The 19,394-nt window shown below is 52.8% G+C and carries 16 protein-coding genes; 7 read left to right on the forward strand and 9 right to left on the reverse strand.

Annotated elements, in window-relative coordinates; all coding sequences use genetic code 11:
* From ACFVYJ_RS00805 to ACFVYJ_RS00820, 4 genes are all read right to left on the reverse strand, one after another.
* Entirely contained in the window at positions 1-1,086 is a 1,086-nt protein-coding gene (locus tag ACFVYJ_RS00805) for an efflux RND transporter periplasmic adaptor subunit (RefSeq protein ID WP_419414278.1), read from the reverse strand.
* A 215-nt stretch (positions 1,087-1,301) separates the two neighbouring features.
* Positions 1,302-1,811: a disulfide bond formation protein B gene (locus ACFVYJ_RS00810; protein ID WP_419414279.1), complete on the reverse strand. Its 510-nt coding sequence runs from the start codon at positions 1,809-1,811 to the stop codon at positions 1,302-1,304.
* Between the two features lie 71 nt (positions 1,812-1,882).
* Entirely contained in the window at positions 1,883-2,770 is an 888-nt protein-coding gene (locus ACFVYJ_RS00815) for a DMT family transporter (protein ID WP_419414280.1), read from the reverse strand.
* A gap of 89 nt (positions 2,771-2,859) precedes the next feature.
* A complete protein-coding gene (locus tag ACFVYJ_RS00820) occupies positions 2,860-4,044 on the reverse strand; it encodes a pyridoxal phosphate-dependent aminotransferase (protein WP_419414281.1) in 1,185 nt (394 codons plus the stop codon).
* A 251-nt stretch (positions 4,045-4,295) separates the two neighbouring features.
* Here ACFVYJ_RS00820 and uvrB point away from each other — a divergent pair, with 251 nt between their 5' ends.
* On the forward strand, positions 4,296-6,317 hold the full coding sequence (gene uvrB / locus ACFVYJ_RS00825) for an excinuclease ABC subunit UvrB (RefSeq protein ID WP_419414282.1): 2,022 nt from the start codon (positions 4,296-4,298) through the stop codon (positions 6,315-6,317).
* A 29-nt stretch (positions 6,318-6,346) separates the two neighbouring features.
* Here uvrB and ACFVYJ_RS00830 read toward each other — a convergent pair whose 3' ends face one another.
* From ACFVYJ_RS00830 to ccoG, 3 genes are all read right to left on the reverse strand, one after another.
* Positions 6,347-6,772, reverse strand: a complete 426-nt coding sequence (locus ACFVYJ_RS00830) for a GFA family protein (protein WP_419414283.1) — start codon at positions 6,770-6,772, stop codon at positions 6,347-6,349.
* Between the two features lie 254 nt (positions 6,773-7,026).
* On the reverse strand, positions 7,027-8,046 hold the full coding sequence (locus ACFVYJ_RS00835) for a sodium:calcium antiporter (protein WP_419414284.1): 1,020 nt from the start codon (positions 8,044-8,046) through the stop codon (positions 7,027-7,029).
* A 285-nt stretch (positions 8,047-8,331) separates the two neighbouring features.
* A complete protein-coding gene (ccoG, locus tag ACFVYJ_RS00840) occupies positions 8,332-9,690 on the reverse strand; it encodes a cytochrome c oxidase accessory protein CcoG (RefSeq protein ID WP_419414285.1) in 1,359 nt (452 codons plus the stop codon).
* Positions 9,691-9,802: 112 nt separating this feature from the next.
* On the opposite strand from ccoG, the gene ACFVYJ_RS00845 reads away from it, so the two are divergent.
* From ACFVYJ_RS00845 to ACFVYJ_RS00860, 4 genes are all read left to right on the forward strand, one after another.
* Positions 9,803-11,218, forward strand: a complete 1,416-nt coding sequence (locus ACFVYJ_RS00845) for an aminotransferase-like domain-containing protein (RefSeq protein ID WP_419414286.1) — start codon at positions 9,803-9,805, stop codon at positions 11,216-11,218.
* 491 nt (positions 11,219-11,709) lie between these two features.
* Complete coding sequence (locus ACFVYJ_RS00850) at positions 11,710-12,786, forward strand: TRAP transporter substrate-binding protein (protein WP_419414287.1); 1,077 nt, start codon at positions 11,710-11,712, stop codon at positions 12,784-12,786.
* 77 nt (positions 12,787-12,863) lie between these two features.
* Positions 12,864-13,394, forward strand: a complete 531-nt coding sequence (locus ACFVYJ_RS00855; RefSeq protein WP_419414288.1) for a TRAP transporter small permease subunit — start codon at positions 12,864-12,866, stop codon at positions 13,392-13,394.
* Positions 13,395-13,405: 11 nt separating this feature from the next.
* Positions 13,406-14,695, forward strand: coding sequence for a TRAP transporter large permease (locus tag ACFVYJ_RS00860; RefSeq protein WP_419414289.1), 1,290 nt, complete (start codon positions 13,406-13,408; stop codon positions 14,693-14,695).
* On the opposite strand, the gene ACFVYJ_RS00865 is transcribed toward ACFVYJ_RS00860, so the two are convergent.
* Positions 14,696-15,538 carry a DUF4922 domain-containing protein gene (locus ACFVYJ_RS00865; protein WP_419414290.1) on the reverse strand — a complete coding sequence of 281 codons (843 nt, stop codon included), beginning with the start codon at positions 15,536-15,538 and terminating at the stop codon, positions 14,696-14,698.
* 66 nt (positions 15,539-15,604) lie between these two features.
* Between ACFVYJ_RS00865 and ACFVYJ_RS00870 the strand changes: the two genes are divergently transcribed.
* Together ACFVYJ_RS00870 and ACFVYJ_RS00875 are read left to right on the forward strand one after the other, a co-directional pair.
* Positions 15,605-16,963 (forward strand): cache domain-containing protein, encoded by a 1,359-nt coding sequence (locus ACFVYJ_RS00870; RefSeq protein ID WP_419414291.1) that lies wholly within the window; start codon positions 15,605-15,607, stop codon positions 16,961-16,963.
* A 13-nt stretch (positions 16,964-16,976) separates the two neighbouring features.
* Positions 16,977-17,627, forward strand: coding sequence for a response regulator (locus tag ACFVYJ_RS00875; protein ID WP_419414292.1), 651 nt, complete (start codon positions 16,977-16,979; stop codon positions 17,625-17,627).
* Positions 17,628-17,751: 124 nt separating this feature from the next.
* Here the strand turns inward: ACFVYJ_RS00875 and ACFVYJ_RS00880 are convergent, their stop codons facing one another.
* A complete protein-coding gene (locus ACFVYJ_RS00880; protein WP_419414293.1) occupies positions 17,752-19,392 on the reverse strand; it encodes an electron transfer flavoprotein-ubiquinone oxidoreductase in 1,641 nt (546 codons plus the stop codon).
* Positions 19,393-19,394: the final 2 nt, after the last annotated feature.

Below are 19,394 nucleotides of genomic sequence, written 5' to 3' on the forward strand. Positions count from 1 at the left end.
TTATTTCTCCTCAGCGGCAAGCGGCTGAGATTTTGGTTCTGTCTGACTGCCATCCACAAAAATGGGTGACACCGGCATGCCGGGTTGCAGCTTGATTTGACCGGCGGTCACGATAATGTCGCTTTCATTCAGTCCGGAGAGAATCTCGACAATACCGGGCCGACGCTGGCCCAGCTCTACTTCAACCATATCAATTTTGTGCTCGTCACCGACAACGCGCATCACAAAAAATGACTTGCCCTGGGGCACGATCGCCTGCTCTGGGATAGTCAGGCTATCTGTACGGTCAACCAGAATTGCAACCTGGGCAAACAGGCCGGGACGCAGGGTGCCGTCCGGGTTCGGAATGGTGGCGCGCACTTCTATGTTATGGGCATTTTGATCGGCACTGGGAGCCACCGCAAAAATCTCTCCGGTCAAAATCTTGCCGGGCATTGCGTCGATCTCAATCTCGATGGATGCGCCGGGCTGTAGTTCGGACAGATAAATTTCAGCCACCTTAAAGTCCACTTTCATGGTGCTGATATCCGTTAGCTGTACCAGGTCTTGACCAACGTTGACATAATCTCCTGGGCTCACCAGCCGCAGGCCGGTAATACCACTAAACGGAGCCTGAACAGACATCTTGTCAAGACGAGTTTTAGCCAGAGCCAGTTGGGCTTCATCTACCCTTAGTTGAGCCAGCGAGCTGTCGCGTTGCTGGACCGAACCGACACCTTTTTTCAGCAGGCTGCTGGCGCGTTCATAATCGGTTTTGCTGAGAGAGACCCGTGCGGCCGCTGCCTGCAGTTCTGCTTCATACAGGGCGGTATCCAGCTGGAATAATGGTGCGCCTTGTTTGACTGGCTCGCCTTCAGCAAAGAGCGTTTTTTCGATGCGGCCGCTTTGTTCAGGGCGCAGCATGATGGATTCATTGGCCCGCAGGTTACCAACAGACTCAATCCGTCGTTCCAGTGGCTGTTTTACTACATGAACCACTTCTGCTGGCAGACCCTGTGCCCAGCTCGGCAGAGCAGTGATAGCCAATGCGCTGAATAGGAGTGCGCAGAGGGATGGGCGCAAAACAGAAATCGACGGATGTTTCATAGCAGAATCCTTGCTGTCTGAGGGCAGGTAAATTAACACAGGGTAAACAGCGCATCCGGGTCTGGATGGCAAACATATATTCTACTCGTTCCAGGTATCGCCTCAATCCTTAATTATGTAAAGTTTTGCAACAGATTGTTGATTTTTGAGTGAAAAATAGACGTTTTGTCGCAATATTGTTGCAAAAAGAGCGCAAGTGTCGCGTTGATATGCGACTAGGTGTGTCGGCGGAATTGCAAGAGGCTCAGGGTCAGGCTGATGGCAACCAGTGCAATTGAAAACAGCATCAATGCTTCTGCCATGGTTATGCCGAACAGTAGTTCGGGCGTGTAGCCACAGGTTTCCCAGGGTTCAAAAAGCATCGGCAACCACTTATCCAGTGCAAACCATTCGGGCAAACCGCTATCAAAGCTGCAGCTGCCTTCAATCCAGCCTCGTTCGACACCCAGTGTTTGATAGGAACGTTCCGCCAGGCCCACGCCAATCAGCAGTGTCAGTGGGTGGCAGATACGTTGTGAAAGTTGGCAGTGCCGGGTGATCAAGCCCAGTATGGCGACCAGTAATAAGGCCAGTACCCAGATTCGGATCTGAATGCATAGCACGCAAGGACCGTAATCTAGGCCATATTGAAAAAACAGCGCAACGCTTTCCATTGCGATACTCAACACCAGTAATAATAGCCAGTAACCAGCGTGATGACTTACCGCGACGAGTTTATCCAACATTTAAGTATCCATTTCCAGTTGCAGCTTTGAGTATATCCCGGTCTTTTGGTCAGTCCCAAAGCTTTATCTATTCATTTCAGTCGCTTACTGACATCAGCGAGCACCGCCAGATACAGACCGATGAAAATCAATAAAGTGCCCCACAGATGGAAGCCAAGCAGGGTTTCATCTAACAGTAGAACCGACAACGTCAGGCCAATCACCGGCATCAGGTGAATATACAGCCCCGATTTGGCTGCTCCCAGCAGTTCTACCCCTTTATTCCAGAACAGATAGGAGAGAATGGAAGGGAAGATAGCCATATAGAGAATGCTTAACCAGACAGACTGGGGCCAGTCGTTTGTGTCTGTGTGGTTGATCTCAAGCAGGGTAAATGGCAACAGAAACACTACGCCGATGATGACGGTGCAGCCGAAAAAGGTAAAACCATCCAGTGATTTTGGTTTCCAGCGCAGGCCGATTGAGTAGATTGCCCAGACGGTCACCGCGCCCAGAATCCATAGGTCACCCGAGTTGAACTGTAGTGAGGTTAAGTTGGCCAGTAGTCCTTGGCTGATCAGTATGGTGACCCCCAGTAACGACAGGGCGATTCCCAGCCATTGCCGTAGATGGCCTTTTTCCCCCAGCGCCAGCGCGGAAAACAGCACAATAAGCACGGGCACTAGTGATTGCATCAGTACTGCATTACTGGCAGTGGTGCTTTGCAGGCCCAGGTACACCTGAGTATTGAAACCTGCGACACCTATCACGCCAAAAAACAACAGCCTGCGCCAGTGACTGCGGATAAGTGGCCATTGGCGGATGATACGGGGCAGTAGCCAGGGCAGAATAATCAGCAGAGCCAGAGACCAGCGACTGAACGCCAGGGTAATGGGCGGGATATCCAAATGAATGGCGCGTGCGACAATAAAGTTGCCAGACCAGAACAGTACGGTCAGGAACAGTAGAAGGTGAGCCATAAATGCATATCCCTTGTTAGCAGCGTGCCGGGTCAGGGTAATAAAAAAGCCGGGTTAGGCCCGGCTTTAATTTAGCAGGCTGGCCAAACTCAGGTCAGTGCCTGTTTAATGCGCCCCAGCGCGTCTTTCAATACGTCCATGCTGGTGGCAAAAGAGAGGCGCATGTTACCTGGTGCACCAAAGGCGGAGCCGGGCACTAGAGCAACACCGGCTTCGTTCAACAGGAATTCGGCCAGGTCAAGATCATCCGCGAAGCGGTCATCAGCGTCGATCACGCCCTGGAAACTCGGGAATGCATAGAATGTACCGTCTGCGGGGATACACGCCACCCCTGAAATAGTATTCAGGGTTTCGACAACATAAGCATGCCGCTCACAGAAAGCGGCCACCATTTCAGTAACACAGTCCTGGGAACCTTCCAGAGCAGCCTGCGCTGCAACCTGAGCGATAGAGGTCGGGTTAGAAGTGCTCTGCGACTGAATTTTCTTCATTGCGCCGATCAGCTTTGCCGGTCCGCCGGCATAACCGATCCGCCAGCCGGTCATTGAATAGGCTTTGGACACACCGTTGAGTACCACGGTGCGCTCATACAGTTCCGGGCAGGCATTCACGATGTTAACAAACGGCTGGTCGTTGAGACGGATGTGTTCATACATGTCGTCGGTAGCAATAAGTACATCAGGGTGTTTCAGCAATACCTCGGCCAGCGCTTTCAGTTCGCTCTCTGTGTATGCCACACCGGTAGGGTTGGATGGACTGTTCAGTACCACCAAACGGGTTTTGTCGGTAATGGCTGCTTCCAGTTGCGCAGGCGAAATTTTGAAACGTTGCTCCTGAGTGGTGGTAATAATGACCGGAGTGGCGTCAGCCATTTTCACCATGTCAGGGTAGGACACCCAGTACGGTGCTGGAATGACCACCTCATCACCCTGATTCAGCAGCGCCAGAGCCATGTTGAAAAAGCTCTGTTTACCACCGCAGGACACCAGAATCTGGTTAGCCTCGTATGTCAGGCCATTGTCTTGCTTGAACTTGTTAATAATCGCTTTTTTCAGCGCCGGAGTGCCATCAACAGCAGTGTATTTAGTGAAGCCGTTATTCAACGCTTCAATCGCTGCCTGCTTGATGTGTTCCGGAGTGTCGAAATCGGGTTCACCTGCGCCCAGGCCGATAATGTTTTTACCTTCGGCGCGCAGTTCCGCCGCACGGTTAGTTACCGCCAGCGTTGGAGAGGGTTTGATGTTATTAACGCGGTTTGACAGTTCAATGTTCAAGCCAAGTTCCTCAAAAATATACCTGCATAAATAGGTGTCGACATGGGTAACGCGTTGGGCCGTATGTTTGTTAACTCGTTCGCCCCCCGCAACCGGTAATCATAGCGTAAAAGCAGGGTTTCTTGCATCTGCAAAATAGGGCTAACCTAGCAATTTTTACCGGAATTTCCCAGCTTTACGCGATTGGAGCTGAACACATCAGCCTGAATCCGCGTATACTAGCTGATTCCTTTTTTGTACTGCCATACGACATGAAACAGCGCTTTAAAGTCAGTTCTAAATTTGATCCAGCAGGGGATCAGCCTGCAGCGATTGCTGCACTGGTTGACGGTATTGATTCCGGTCTGGCAGCACAAACTCTGCTGGGGGTGACCGGTTCCGGTAAGACCTTCACTATTGCCAATGTGATTGCGCAGATACAGCGTCCAACTATCATCATGGCGCACAATAAAACCCTGGCCGCCCAGTTGTATGGCGAATTCCGCGACTTCTTTCCCGATAACGCCGTTGAGTACTTTGTTTCGTATTACGATTACTACCAGCCGGAAGCTTATGTGCCGTCTTCTGATACTTTTATCGAGAAAGATGCCTCAGTTAACGAACATATAGAACAGATGCGGTTGTCCGCCACCAAAGCACTGCTGGAGCGCGATGATGCCATTATCGTGGCCACGGTATCCGCTATTTACGGTTTGGGTGATCCAAAACTTTACCTGGGCATGATGCTGCATCTGGACCGGGGCGGCATGATTGACCAGCGAGCAGTACTGCGCCGGTTGGCTGAATTGCAATACACCCGCAATGAAACCGAACTGCATCGCGGTACTTATCGGGTGCGGGGTGATGTGATCGATATTTTCCCGGCGGAATCCGAGAAAGAAGCCCTGCGGGTGGAGCTGTTTGATGAGGAAGTTGAGCAGTTGAGCTACTTCGATCCGTTGACTGGTGAAGTGTTGCGCAAGGTACCCCGTGCCACTATTTATCCGAAAACCCATTATGTGACACCACGGGATGTACTGCTGGGCGCAGTGGACAAAATTAAGGATGAACTGCGCGAGCGCCTGGAGCAGTTGCGGGAAAACAATAAGCTGGTGGAAGCTCAGCGCCTGGAACAGCGTACCCTCTATGACATGGAGATGATCATGGAGCTGGGTTATTGCAACGGCATCGAAAACTATTCCCGCTACCTGTCAGGCCGCAACCCAGGGGAAGCACCGCCGACCCTGTTTGATTACCTGCCGGATCATTCGCTGCTGGTGATTGATGAATCTCATGTCACGGTGCCGCAGATCGGTGCCATGTACCGTGGTGACCGTTCTCGTAAAGAAACTCTGGTGGAGTATGGCTTTCGTCTGCCATCGGCATTGGATAACCGGCCAATGAAGTTTGAAGAGTGGGAGCATGCCTCACCCCAGGCGATCTTTGTTTCTGCTACACCAAGCCGATACGAGGCAGCAAACCAGCAACAGGTGGTGGAGCAATTGGTGCGGCCTACCGGATTGGTCGATCCGCTGGTAGAGGTGCGGCCAGCCACCACTCAGGTGGATGACTTGCTATCCGAGATTCATAAAACCGTCGCCAGGCAGGAGCGGGTGGTGGTCACAGTACTGACCAAACGCATGGCAGAAGACCTGACAGAATACCTCGATGAGCATGGGGTTAAAGTGCGCTACTTGCACTCGGATATCGATACCGTAGAGCGGGTAGAGATTATTCGTGACTTGCGAATTGGTGAATTTGATGTGCTGGTGGGTATCAACTTGCTGCGGGAAGGTATCGATATGCCAGAGGTCTCGCTGGTTGCGATTCTGGATGCGGATAAAGAGGGCTTCCTGCGCTCAGAAACCTCCATGATTCAGACCATTGGCCGGGCCGCGCGTAATGTCGCGGGGCGGGCGATTCTTTATGCTGATCGCATCACCGGTTCTATGCAGCGAGCTATGGATGAAACCGCACGCCGGCGTGAGGCACAGGTCAGCTACAACAAAGAACACGGTATTACACCGCAGACGATTCTTAAATCTGTGGCAGATATTATGGAAGGGGCCAGTACCATACCTGGCCGTAAAGTGGGCCGTGGCAGCAAAAAAGTGGCGGAAGCTGAAGCGGAATATGCCGTGGATCCTGCGACCATGTCGAGCAAAGAGCTGGCCAAAGCGATCAACCGGCTGGAAGATAAAATGTATGAAGCGGCGAAAAACTTGCAGTTTGAGCAGGCCGCTAAACTTCGCGATGAGTTGCAAAGCCTGAAGCAGCACACCTTTAAAGAGTAACGCGACTCTGACGTTGGCTTGCTGGCAAATCAGTCCTGGTCGGTAAGCTGAGCGAAAAACTCAGCCCCTGTCAGGTTGCTGGTAGGATTGCCAAATGCATAGTAATCCGGTTTTTCATCGACAAAAATCTGTAGACCGAAATGCAGTGGTGCCTGTTGATCGAACAGACCGACCGGAATGATGTACTGACCCGATTCCTTGAGCCGGAAAAACAGATGGGTGCCGCACTTAGCGCAAAAGCCTCTTTCCGCCCAGTCGGAGGTGGCAAATACCTTGATGCTATCCTGACCTTTGATGGTGACCTCAGTGGCGCAGTCCACTGCCATCAGTGGCCCGCCGCCCCATTTCCGGCAAATGTTGCAGTGACAGCTGGCAATATCCGTGGACATGGAGGCTGCTTCAACCGTCACTGCACCACATAAGCAGTTGCCTGAAGCTGTTATTGTTGAACTCATGACTACCTCCATCGTTTTCGTAGACCGATGCATTCTCAACGGCCCATGTAGATTAGCACATGAATATCAGCTGGATTGACCACAGATACCCCAGTACAGAATGGATTGAGTGTGGCTTGAAGTCGACTGGCTGGTGCTGTCGTGTGCCCAAGGGTTGAGCAGGTCTAGGCACAAAACTGTGCGAAACAGTGCACGCCGCACTGGGAGAGTAGGGTTCGAATGCCCGCTAACTTATTCGGGTGACAGAAGGTGGTTCATTGCGTCATAACCACGACACCCAGTGCCACCGCATATACCCCCAGGATCAGAGCGCTCTCAAAGCCGATGCGGCCAATGCCATAGGTTTGTCGCCTTACCAGCCCAAGCAGCAGGATAGCGGTCATCAGAATACTGACCAGCCCCCAGGTCATCTGTACCGGTGCCATATCGTGGTAAATAGAACCTTGCACATAACCGGCATCAGCAGCAGCGACCACCAGCATGTTAAAACAGTTGGTGCCGAAAATATTGCTGACGGCCAACGTCAGGGCGCCAATGCGAATGGCTGCAATGGTGGTTACTAATTCCGGTGTTGACGTTGCCAGCGCAGTGAGCAATCCGCCCACCAGTGTGTCGGATAGATCAGTCTGGTCGGCGATAGCTTTGGCGGCTTCCATCAACACCCAGCCGGCCAGCCCGGTCAGGACAGCCATCGCGATAAAGCCAAGCCATGCCGTGGTAGAACTGCCGTGATGTGCTGTGTCGGGTTCATCCGAAACGGTTTGGTGGGTTTGCCGTGGAAACCACATGGGGTTCGCCCGTGTGCGATGTACAAGGTGCAGCCCAAACAGATAAGCGATGATAATAAGGGGGGTAACGGGATGTATGCCCCATTGGTTGATTGTAGGTGTAAAAACGGCGAGCAAGGGTAATGTCAGCAAGACAATCAGCAAGCCCGCCAGCATTAGGTTGATGGGGGAGGCGGCGGCATGCTCCAGATTGGCTTTACGGTAGGCAATGTCAGCCACACCCAGAAAAGCCAGGTTAACCGCCATGCTGCCCATCACGTTACTCATGGCCAAGTCGGGACGGGCAGCGAGTGCTGCGCTCAGGGTCGCAGCGAAGTCGGGCAACGACGTCACCCCGGCCAGCAGCACAACGCCGAAGATTGCTTCGCCCAAACCGGTTTGATCCGCTAATTTGTCAGCCTGCCGAGCAAGTTTACTGCCCGCGATAATGATGGCTACGGAAGCTACGCTGAAGGCGATACTACTGGCTAGTAATGAAGAAAACATGCAACTCCTAAAGGGCTATGAACTGCTGTCAGGTATAGCACACAAACGATTTGGCTGAAGGGGCGCTGCAATGATGAACCGGAGTTAATGTCCTTTGGGGTATATCGTCTGGTGTTCAACTGAGCGTATTGTTTTGTCGGGCGTTTTCCATACAGGCACGGCCTGCTGCATCATTGAAGGGTCAGGATACTTTGGGAAGGTCCCCTCGGACTATGCCCCCGGTGACAGGGGCACAGTCGTTGGCGTTGATATGTTTGGCTTGGCTGAAATATTCAGTTTTTCAACCTAGATGGATTTGGTCAGGAAGGTGGTGGCTTTGGATGCGGTACCCGCCTTTCCCTGGAAATTGAAAGTCAGCTCCGCTCTTGGCTGCGCTAAATTCCGGGCACAGACCCGGTATGGCAGCCAGGTTGAGTTGCTGTCGGCCAGGTCTATGGTGGTAGGACCAAAGAGTGCGAACTGCGTAGGGTTGGCGAGGGAAATTGCGATCTGGTCCTGTCCGCTGGTAAATCCTTCAACCTTGATACGATAGTTATTACAGACTGTGTGTTGGTCTAGTTGGATGAACAAGGCACCACGGTCCCGGCGAATTTCAACCAGCAGTTTGGTGGTGTCTGTAAAGCCATAAAGCACAGCACTGCAGGCGGCGATCATCATGATGCCGTATCCCGCCAGGCGAGAACGTATCAAGGGTGAGTGGTTGCCCTCGAGCTGCGATTCCGAAGCAAAACGTATCAAACCCTTGGGGCGGTTCAATTGTTCCATGACGTTGTCGCAGGCATCGATACAGGCAGCGCAGTCGATACACGCTGCCTGCAGCCCATCACGGATATCAATACCGGTGGGACAAGCCTGTACGCAGAGTCCGCAATCGACACAGTCGCCGCTATTGGCAGCGGCATTCCGCAGGTGGGCACGGGGTTCCCCACGATGCTTGTCATAACTCACGCTACGTGTATCTGAATCGAACATCACGCTCTGAAACCGGGAGTAGGGACAGGCATGCAGGCAGATTTTTTCACGCACGAGGCCTGCATTGGCGTAGGTGAGTCCGGCCATAATTATGATCCAGCCGGATAGGGCTGCGGAAAGCTGTAACTGACTGGCGTCGGCCAGAATCTGCCTGATCGGGATGAAATAGCCGGTAAAGGTAAGTGCGGTGATTGTTGCCAGGCCTATCCAAAGCAGGTGTTTGGTGATTCGTCGCAACAATCGCTCGCCGCGCAATGGCTGGCTCTCGTCGCGGGCACGTTGGCTGGCCCGGCCTTCGGTGAAGTCCTCAATTCGGATGAATAGCCAGGTCCAGATACTTTGCGGGCAGGCAAAACCGCACCAGACCCGGCCCCAGGCTACGGCCATGAAAAACAGCAAACATGCACCGGCGATCATCAGTCCAGCCAATAAGGGCAGATCGTGCCAGGAGAGGGCGTTGCTAAACAAGATGATCCGACGTTGCGCGAAGGAGAACAGCAGCCAAGGCTGGCCGTCGACTTGAACCCAGGCCAGGCCGAAGAACAACGCGATCATCGGCCAGCTTGTCAGGCGGCGCAGGTTCTGGAAGCGACCTTCCGTTAACCGGACATAAAACTTCCCATCCTGAGCAAAAGGTGGCGTGTAGTCTTGCACAATCGGTATTTTTTCCATGCGGAGGAACCTCCTAAGTTTTTAAACTGGGAGCAGATTACGCTTGTGATAAGAATGGGATCAGGTATAAAAATAATAAAAACAATAGGTACAGATTGTGTGGGTAATTTAAATGACGTCAGACTACCGCTACCAGCAGCTTGAAAACTGGTTGTTGCAAGGTATTCAGCAGCAGCGTTGGCGGCTGGGTGAACGCCTGCCTTCGATCCGTAATCTATGTCGGGAACAGAACCTATCCAAGGCGACAGTACAGCATGCCCTGCAGCGCTTGGAGGCACAGGGGGCGGTGGAAGCGCGTCCCAAGGCGGGCTACTTTGTTACGTTTCAGCCCAGCGTGGTAAAGCAACCGGTTAGCAGGGTGAGCATTGAAGCGCCGCGCCCGGTAAACGTCAGTGACCTGTTGCTCGATATTATGCGTCGCAGTGCTGCATTTGATTTGTTGCCTGATCTGCATGCCGGTGACCTGCCACCGGGTATCGTTGCCCTGAATCGCGCGATAGGGCGTTCGTTGCGTCGTCAGCGCGGTGATGATTTCCAGTATTACGATGAACCGGCGGGGGATGTTGGTTTGCGTGAGCAGCTGTCGATGCATCATGCCCGGCGCGGCTGGGCGGTACCACCGGATCAACTCTGTACCACCTCTGGCTGTCAGCATGCGCTGTTCCTGGCGCTAATGGCATGTTGTGAGCGTGGTGATGTGGTTGCGGTTGAATCGCCGGGATTCTATGGCGTACTGCAGCTGCTGGAACAATTGGAACTCAGGGTGGTCGAGGTACCGACCTCCGTAGCAAACGGTATGGATATTGATGCGCTGGAGGAGGTGCTGGCGCGGTGGCAGGTGAAAGCCTGTATCGTGTCGCCTGCCTTCGCAACGCCGGGTGGCGCACTGATGTCGGTAGAGGCGAAACAACGATTGCTGACGCTTGCTGAATACCATGATTTGGCGGTGATTGAAGACGATATCTACGCCGATACCGCATTGGGCCCGGTGCCTGACCCGCTTAAGGCGCTGGATGCTGGAAACCGCGTGATCCTGTGCAGCTCTTTTTCGAAGAGCCTGTCACGTGATCTGCGATTGGGGTGGGTGTCGGGCGCACGCTGGCATGATCGTATACTGCACCTGAAGCTGGTCACTCAATTAGCGAGCAGTCGCTACTTGCAGCAAGGGGTGGCCGATTTTATGGCGGATGGTAGTTATACCGCGCATCTGCGTCGTCAGCGTAATGAGTTGAGGGCGCGTCGAGACCGACTCATCGCCTCGTTGCATGCCTGGTCTGCAGAGTTACGTGTTAGTGTTCCTATGGGCGGTTTGGCCGTCTGGGTTGAGCTGCCGCCCAACGTCGATACCCTGGCAAGCTATCCAAAAGCACTGGAACAGGGGGTCGTGATCACTCCGGGCCCGCTGTTTTCTGTCTCTGGCCAGTTCAAAAACTGCCTGCGAATCAGTTATGCGCACCCTTGGGACGAACGCAGGGTGGCCGCGTTGAACCGACTGCCCAGACTTTTCGTGAGTCGCTCATCAGATTGATATTTATGCGAGGCGTGCCCTGACTAAAATTATCTTTAACATCAGTACCTTGCAGAATCAGGCAAGTGGCTCGGGTGTTTTTTTAATTGTCTTGTTGTTTCACTGATAACTCTTTATTAGATGCATACACGCGTAATCTAAAACCAGATTGTTGGGGCGCTGAAGGTAGCCCCATATACCTTGTTATAGCGGCGTTTAAAAAAATTACAGTGCATTTGATGCGCATATTAATCTCAACTGCGATTACCAAAAAAACGGGCATATCTGGTTTCGCCTTCTCCGGCGTAATCTACGTATTATTACGTAGCCTTAAACTTTTGGTTTAAGGGCTTTCTCGTAGCGAATCCAGCGGGTTAGTGCGCATGTGAATGCGCTAAGAATGTGCCAGACTTAGACTATTATGTTTTAAGCAAGCGATCACACCTACTGTGAATAAGCAGAGCCAACAGGCGGTGATCAATCCAGAGTGAGACAAGAGGAAAACAATAACAATGTTTAAACTGAAGATGGTTAAAAAACTTGCTGCTGTGGCCGCCTGCGCTGCAGTACTGGCAAGCCCGCTGGCGATGGCTGAAAAAACCTATCGTCTGAAACTGGCTGAAACCTGGCCAACCAATTTCCCTGTATTTGGTGATGCGACCAAGAACATGGCGGCGATGGCGGAAAAGATGTCCAATGGTCGCCTGAAGATCACCATCGACTCTGCCAACAAGCATAAGTCAGCGTTTGGTGTGTTTGATATGGTGCGCTCCGGCCAATATGACATGGGCCACTCTGCCTCTTATTACTGGAAGGGTAAAGTCCCTAACACCCTGTACTTCACCACTATGCCGTTTGGTATGACTGCGCCTGAGCAGTACGGCTGGTTCTATTACGGTGGCGGTATGGAGCTGATGAATGAGGTCTATGGTGAATTTGGCCTGCTCTCATTCCCGGGTGGTAACACCGGTAACCAGATGGGTGGCTGGTTCCAGAAAGAGATTAACTCTCTGGAAGACCTGCAGGGCTTGAAAATGCGTATTCCAGGTTTTGCTGGGGAAGTGCTGGCGAAACTGGGTGCAAAACCCACCAATATTGCCCCGGGTGAGCTGTACACTGCCCTTGAGCGCCGTACTATTGATGCGCTGGAATGGGTAGGTCCATCCCTTGACCTGCGTATGGGTTTCCACAAGATTTCACCGTACTACTACACCGGTTGGCATGAGCCTGCAACTGAACTGCAGTTCCTGATCAACACGCGTGTTTGGGAAAAATTGCCAGCTGACCTGCAGGAGATTCTGCGTATCTCCATGCGTACTGCTGCGTATGATATGTACACCCAGTCCTACCACGACTCTGCAGAAAACTGGGCAACCATGAAGCAGGAATTTCCGAATATTCAGGTTAAAACTTTCCCGAAAGATGTAATTGCTGCTATGCGTAAGGCCAACGATGAGCTGTTGGCTGAGAAAGCAGCAGAAGACCCAATGGCCAAGAAAATTCTCGACTCTCAGGCCGCGTATATGCAGAAAGCCCGTGCCTGGACTGATATTTCAGACCGTGCTTACCTCAACAGTCTGTCTGACTGAAGCTGATCAGGCATCCGGGAGGCTCCACAAGAGCCTCCCGTTCGTTTTTTAACAACTCGTCAGAAATGGTGATGTCGATGTTGCGACTGGAAGATTTTATCAACCGGTTTTCCGATCTACTGGGGAAGATCTCCGCAGTACTCTTTGTGCTGATGCTGTTCAACGTGTTTATCGATGTTGTGATGCGTTATGCGTTTAATGATGTATCCATCGGTATGCAAGAATTGGAATGGCACCTGTATGCTGCGGTGTTTCTATTGGGTGTTCCCTATACCCTACGCGCCGGTGGCCATGTCCGGGTGGATCTGATTTATGAGCGTTTGAGCGATAAAAAACAAGCCTGGGTGGATATTGGCGGGACACTGATTCTGCTGTTGCCTTTCTGTGGGCTGGTTGCATGGTATGGCTACGACTTTGCGCTGGAGTCCTATAACCTCGGCGAGACCTCGGGTGATCCGGGCGGTTTGCCTTACCGCTGGATTATCAAGGCTGTGATTCCCTTCTCTTTTCTGGCGATGCTGATCAGCGGGATTGGTTTGCTGGTCAAGTCAATTAACGTATTGCTTGGTCTGCGTCAGCAGGACCATTACGAAGCCCCACAACAGTAAGGAGCACAAACATGATCGGTATTGTGATGTTTTTTGTTGCCCTCGTGCTGTTGCTGGTGGGCTTTCCGGTAGCATTTACCTTTGGTGGTGTTGCCCTGATTTTTGGTGTGTTTGCCGAAGGCCCGGATATCTTCGCCTTCATGCCGTTTCGTATTCAGAGCATCATGGAAAATACGGTATTGATGGCAGTGCCGCTGTTTATTTTCATGGGCCTAGTGTTGCAGAAAACCAAACTGGCCGAACAGCTGTTGGAGTCAATGGGTAAACTGTTTGGCGGGGTACGAGGTGGTCTGGCAATCTCCACCGTGCTGGTGGGTGCGCTACTGGCAGCGTCAACTGGTGTGGTCGGTGCTTCGGTAGTGGCTATGGGCCTGATCTCCCTACCGGTTATGCTGAAATACAATTATGACAAAAAGCTGGCCTGCGGCACTATCTGTGCTTCAGGCACCCTGGGCCAGATTATTCCGCCCTCCATTATTTTGATTATTCTGGGGGATGTACTGGGGATTCCGGTGGGAGACCTGTTTAAGGCAGCCATTGGACCGGGAGCGGTACTGATTGGTGTCTATATCATCTATATTCTGGCCTATACCTATCTCAAACCTGAAGCTGCTCCTGCGATGCCGATGGATGATGATGTGGCCAACAAGGCACAGCAGTATCGTAAAGCACTGATCGCGATTATTCCGCCGTTGGCACTGATCTTGGTGGTACTGGGTTCTATCTTTGCGGGGATTGCGACGCCGACAGAGTCTTCCGCGCTGGGGGGGGTGGGTGCTTTGGTTCTGGCGTTGCTCTATCGTCAGTTCAGTTGGAAGATGGTGATGGAGTCTGCCACAGAAACGGTTAAGGTCACGGCCATGGTGTTCGCCATTTTGCTCGGGGCTACAGCGTTCTCTATGGCATTTACCTATACCGGCGGGGATTACATTGTTGAGGAAATTTTGTCTGACTTGCCAGGTGGCGCGACAGGCTTCCTGCTGCTGTCGATGCTGGCTATTCTGGTTCTGGGCTTCTTTATCGACTTTGTTGAGATCAGCTTTATCATCGTGCCGATTCTGGCGCCGGTGGCAGACCTGTTGGGCATTGCGCCGGTATGGTTTGCGATTCTGATTGCCATGAACCTGCAGACCAGTTTCCTGACGCCGCCCTTTGGTTTCAGTCTGTTCTATCTCAAAGGGGTTTCTCCGCCTGAGGTCAGAACCCTGGATATATACCGGGGTGTAGTGCCTTTCATCCTGATGCAGGTCGCAGTGGTGATTACGATTTTGGTCTTCCCAAGCTTCTATGGCCTGACCTGATCAACCACTAATCAACTGCAGGGTGCTGGCCAGTCCGGCGTCCTGCAGTTGTTTTACCTGAGTCCGGTCTTGCACCAGCAGTGATCCGGTGAACGCCAGGGCATTGAACGAGATCCCCATAACACTTTCTCTCTGGCGTGGCACCAGCATCAGCCACTGCCGTGTCAGTAGCAGGTTATAGGGCTTTTCTATTGCATTTTCGCTGACCTCTATCCCCAGTGTCATGCGCAGGCGGTCATAGAGCTGCAGCAATTGCTGACCCGCTTCTGAGACAGACATGTTAAACAACTCAGTTGGCAGAGCGACGGCTGCATGCGTAAACGGCAGGTTCTTGAGCTGACGTGGTACTTGGTCATTTAAGGCCGTCAGCTGTGGTGCAAAAGGCAGGGTGTTGCTGTCGGATAGCGCAACAAGTTGCAGATGTTTATGTGGCTGGCTGGCACCTGCTATCGGGCCGCTGTTATAAAACGCCAGGGCCTCTTGCTGTTGCAGGCAGGCAAACAGGGCACTGAAATCTGCCAGATCCAGCGCCTGAGACTGGGGGACAAAAGTGGGTGTTACCAATAACAGGTGCAGATCAAATACATTGTATTTGTTGAGTACGCACAGGTGACTGTTGCCGATTTTCGTCACTGTCAGTGCAGGTTCTGGCGGTAAAAATGGGTTGCTTCTGATGCTGTTGGTATCAGCCGGAGTCTCTTTTAATTTCAGCGTTTGCAGAATGCGTACCACCCAGTTAAGGCCGTGTTCGGTGAGTGCCAGGCTTGTCGCGGGTAGGCTGAGCAGGGCGCCACTATTCAGGGCTGCCTGTCTGATCTGGACGGCCTGTTGCCAAAGATGCATAACCCGGTTCCTCAGTGAATCTATATAATGACTAAAACAGCCTCTGATAATAAAAGACAGCAGAAGATGTCCAACATTGCCACTTCGTTAAGAACCAAAATCCTGTTGCTGGCGATTCTGCCGCTGACGCTGGTCACGGTGGTAGTGACCATGATCAGTATGAATCAGGCACGGCATCTGTCTGAGCAGGAGATCCAGACTTTTGAGGAGAACCTGCTGAGTTCCAAGCGTAATGAGCTGATGAATTACGTTGATATGGCTATGAATGCCATTGCCCCTGTTGTGGCGAATGCTGAACCAGGCGATGCGGCAGCAGAAGCAGAACTGAAGCGTATCCTGAATAATCTGAACTATGGTGATGATGGTTATTTCTTTATGTATACCGCAGAGGGCGTCAACCTGGTGCATCCGGTGCAACCTGAGCTGGTAGGTCTTAACCTCTACGATCTGCAGGACCGGGATGGCAGGTATGTGATTCGCAACCTGTTGCGGCTGGCGAGTGAGGGTGGCGGTTTCTTCCGTTACCTGTGGGAAAAGCCCTCCCGTGGCGATCTTGAAGATAAACTCAGCTATGTGGTGTTGATTCCCAAATTTAACTGGATGATGGGTACCGGGTTGTACATTGATGATATCGCCAAAGAGGTGGCGTCTATCCGCTTAAAGGTGACCCAGAATATCCGCAATACTTTTTTCACGGTGCTGGCGATTCTTGCTGCCACATTGGTTGTCATCGCGCTGATCGGGGTGGCTATTAATATCCATGCCACGCAGCTGGCAGACAAAAGCCTGCGGGATATGGCGCACCGCTATGTGCAGTTTCAAGTCGCCCAGCGGCGAAACTTTGCCCGTGAACTGCATGATGGCATCAATCAGTTGATGGTGTCGGTTAAATTTCGTATTGAGCTGGCGCTGGAAAAACTGCAAGGCGGCCAGGACTCGGCGACTCAGGACCTGGAAACTGCGCACCGGGTGCTGGACCAGACAATTCAGGAGGTGCGCCGTCTATCCCATGACCTGCGTCCCATGTTACTGGATGACCTGGGCCTGGAATCTGCCTTGCAAAGTATGCTGAATGATTTTTCGTTGCGTACGCATATCGCGCCTCGGGTCAAACTGGTATTGCCTGATACCCGTCTACCTGATGATATTGAGATCACGCTCTATCGAATGGCACAGGAGGCGCTGACCAATATTGAGCGTCACTCCGGTGCCACTGACGTTAGCCTGACCATCTGGCCGGAGGACGGTGAAGTGTGGCTGGAGATTAAAGACAACGGCCAGGGTTTTTCGTCCGCAGCAGCTTCAGGCGATGGCATTGGCCTGTTGAATATGCGCGAACGTACCGAGCTGCTGAGTGGCGTATTTCATCTACAGAGCAAACCCGGGCAGGGTACAACATTGCGGGCTGGTTTTAGCGTGTTATGAAGGGGCAGAATCAATGACAGATGAGTTAGTTCGGATCCTGTTGGTGGATGACCATCCGCTGGTGCTGGATGGCATTAATGCCCGGCTGGAGCAGGAAGCAACAGTGCAGGTCGTGGGTATGGCCAATAATGGCCAGCAAGCGCTCGAGCTGGCAGCGGAACTGCAGCCCGATGTGGTGTTGATGGATATCTCAATGCCGGTTATGAACGGGTTTGAGGCGACTGAACGCTTTCGGGAGCAGCTTCCGCAGATCAAGGTACTGATTCTGAGCATGCATGACGATCGCGAATACATAATGAAACTGGTACGTTGTGGTGCCAGCGGTTATGTCTTAAAGGATGTGTCGTCACGGGAGCTGATCAACGCCATCCAGACGGTCTCTACCGGTGCCAGCTATTTCAGTTCTGGTGTCTCCCAAACCCTGTTTAATGCCGCTGCCTTGGAACCGGCAGAGACAGCGCCTAAACCTGACCTGCTGACACCGCGAGAAAACGATGTGCTGAAATCTATTGCCGAAGGCTTGAGCAACAAAGAGATTGCCCGGCAATTGTCGATCTCGGTCAGAACCGTGGAAACCCACCGCCTGAATATTAAACAGAAACTGGACCTGCAGACTACCGCTGCTCTGGCGCGGTATGCCTTTGAGCGTGGTTTGCTTGAATGACCAAGACGCCACTGCGACTGGATAAAAAAAGCCCTCCAGAAGGAGGGCGAAAAGGCACCGAGCCAGAGTTAAATATACAAGTACAGCGTGGAACTACAGTGCCAAGGGCTACATAGCAGAGTGGCTACATATTCGGATAATTGGGACCGCCACCGCCCTCTGGCGTGATCCAGCGGATATTCTGGTTGGGGTCCTTGATGTCACAGGTTTTGCAGTGCAGACAGTTCTGCGCATTGATCTGCAGTCGCTTGCCCTGATCCTCCTCCACCACTTCATACACCCCGGCCGGACAATAACGCTGCGCCGGTTCTTCATACAGCGGGATGTTGACGGTCAGCGGTAGCTCGGGCTGCGCCAGTTGCAGATGGCAGGGCTGATCTTCTTCATGGTTGGTATTGGACAGGTACACCGAGGACAGCTTGTCGAATGACAGCCTGCCGTCAGGCTTCGGATAAAAGATCGCCTTGCTGACGGCGGCTTCACGCATCTGGGCATGATCTTCATTGCCGTCATGCAGAGTCAGCGGCAGGCGACCACGGAAAATGTTCTGATCCAGTGTATTGAATGCGCCCCCCAGCAGCGGGCCGAAGCGGTGCAAAGCCGGGCCGAAGTTACGTGAACTGAACAGCTCGTCATACAGCCAGCTATTACGATAACGCGGGCAGTAGCCGGTTGCGGTACCGCTATCATTCTGCAGTGCTTCAATGACCGCTTCTGCTGCCAGCATGCCGGATTTCATGGCGGTATGGGTGCCCTTGATGCGGGAAAAATTCAGTGTGCCGGCGTCACAGCCGATCAGCAGGCCGCCGGGAAACGTCATCTCCGGCAGGGCATTAAAGCCGCCTTTGGTGATGGCTCTGGCACCATAGGAAACCCGTTTGCCGCCTTCTAGATACTGTGCCAGCAATGGGTGGTGTTTCAGTCGCTGGAACTCTTCGAACGGGCTCAGCCAGGGGTTGCTGTAGTTCAGGTCGATGATCAGACCCACTGCTACCTGATTGTTTTCTGCATGGTAGAGGAAGAATCCGCCGCTGGCATCACCTTCCAGCGGCCAGCCACTGCCATGAATCACCAGCCCCGGCTGGTGTCTGGCCGGATCAATATCCCACAGCTCTTTGAGGCCGATAGCATAATGTTGCGGGTCGCGCCCTTTATCCAGCTGATAATGACTGATCAACTCTTTGCCCAGATGGCCGCGACAGCCTTCGGCAAACAGCGTGAATTTAGCCTCCAGCGCCATGCTGGGCACATAGGCGTCCTTCGGCTCACGGTCAGCACTCACGCCCATCTCGCCGGTGAGCACTCCCTTGACCTGATTGTTGTCGTCATACAACACTTCGGCGGCTGGGAAACCCGGGAAAATTTCTACACCCAGAGCCTCTGCCTGCTCCGCTAGCCAGCGGCACAGATTACCTAGACTGGCGATATAACAGCCGTCATTGTGCATGGTTTTCGGCGCCAACCAATTGGGCAGGGTGACAGCGGATTTTTCGTTACGTAGCAGGACGATCTGGTCGGTGGCGGCGGGTGTGGTCAGGGGTGCGCCCCGCTCCTGCCAGTCAGGGAAGAGTTCCTCTAGTGCTTTGGGGTCAATCACCGCGCCGGAGAGAATATGGGCACCGACTTCAGAGCCTTTTTCTACCACACAGACACTCAGTGCCTGGTCGTTGTCATTCGCCAGTTGTTTGAGTCGACAGGCGGCGGCGAGGCCTGCAGGCCCGGCACCGACAATCAGCACATCAAATTGCATTACTTCATAGTCCATCA

This window comes from Pontibacter sp. JAM-7, from assembly GCF_048548695.2.
GTDB lineage: Bacteria > Pseudomonadota > Gammaproteobacteria > Pseudomonadales > Balneatricaceae > Neptuniibacter.

Bases quoted from the DNA above. Each gene is read 5' to 3' on its own strand.
- ACFVYJ_RS00805 (WP_419414278.1), bottom strand. From the start codon at position 1,086: ATGAAACATCCGTCGATTTCTGTTTTGCGCCCATCCCTCTGCGCACTC.
- ACFVYJ_RS00810 (WP_419414279.1), bottom strand. From the start codon at position 1,811: ATGTTGGATAAACTCGTCGCGGTAAGTCATCACGCTGGTTACTGGCTA.
- ACFVYJ_RS00815 (WP_419414280.1), bottom strand. From the start codon at position 2,770: ATGGCTCACCTTCTACTGTTCCTGACCGTACTGTTCTGGTCTGGCAAC.
- uvrB (WP_419414282.1), top strand. From the start codon at position 4,296: ATGAAACAGCGCTTTAAAGTCAGTTCTAAATTTGATCCAGCAGGGGAT.
- ACFVYJ_RS00830 (WP_419414283.1), bottom strand. From the start codon at position 6,772: ATGAGTTCAACAATAACAGCTTCAGGCAACTGCTTATGTGGTGCAGTG.
- ACFVYJ_RS00835 (WP_419414284.1), bottom strand. From the start codon at position 8,046: ATGTTTTCTTCATTACTAGCCAGTAGTATCGCCTTCAGCGTAGCTTCC.
- ccoG (WP_419414285.1), bottom strand. From the start codon at position 9,690: ATGGAAAAAATACCGATTGTGCAAGACTACACGCCACCTTTTGCTCAG.
- ACFVYJ_RS00845 (WP_419414286.1), top strand. From the start codon at position 9,803: ATGACGTCAGACTACCGCTACCAGCAGCTTGAAAACTGGTTGTTGCAA.
- ACFVYJ_RS00850 (WP_419414287.1), top strand. From the start codon at position 11,710: ATGTTTAAACTGAAGATGGTTAAAAAACTTGCTGCTGTGGCCGCCTGC.
- ACFVYJ_RS00855 (WP_419414288.1), top strand. From the start codon at position 12,864: ATGTTGCGACTGGAAGATTTTATCAACCGGTTTTCCGATCTACTGGGG.
- ACFVYJ_RS00860 (WP_419414289.1), top strand. From the start codon at position 13,406: ATGATCGGTATTGTGATGTTTTTTGTTGCCCTCGTGCTGTTGCTGGTG.
- ACFVYJ_RS00865 (WP_419414290.1), bottom strand. From the start codon at position 15,538: ATGCATCTTTGGCAACAGGCCGTCCAGATCAGACAGGCAGCCCTGAAT.
- ACFVYJ_RS00870 (WP_419414291.1), top strand. From the start codon at position 15,605: ATGTCCAACATTGCCACTTCGTTAAGAACCAAAATCCTGTTGCTGGCG.
- ACFVYJ_RS00875 (WP_419414292.1), top strand. From the start codon at position 16,977: ATGACAGATGAGTTAGTTCGGATCCTGTTGGTGGATGACCATCCGCTG.
- ACFVYJ_RS00880 (WP_419414293.1), bottom strand. From the start codon at position 19,392: ATGGACTATGAAGTAATGCAATTTGATGTGCTGATTGTCGGTGCCGGG.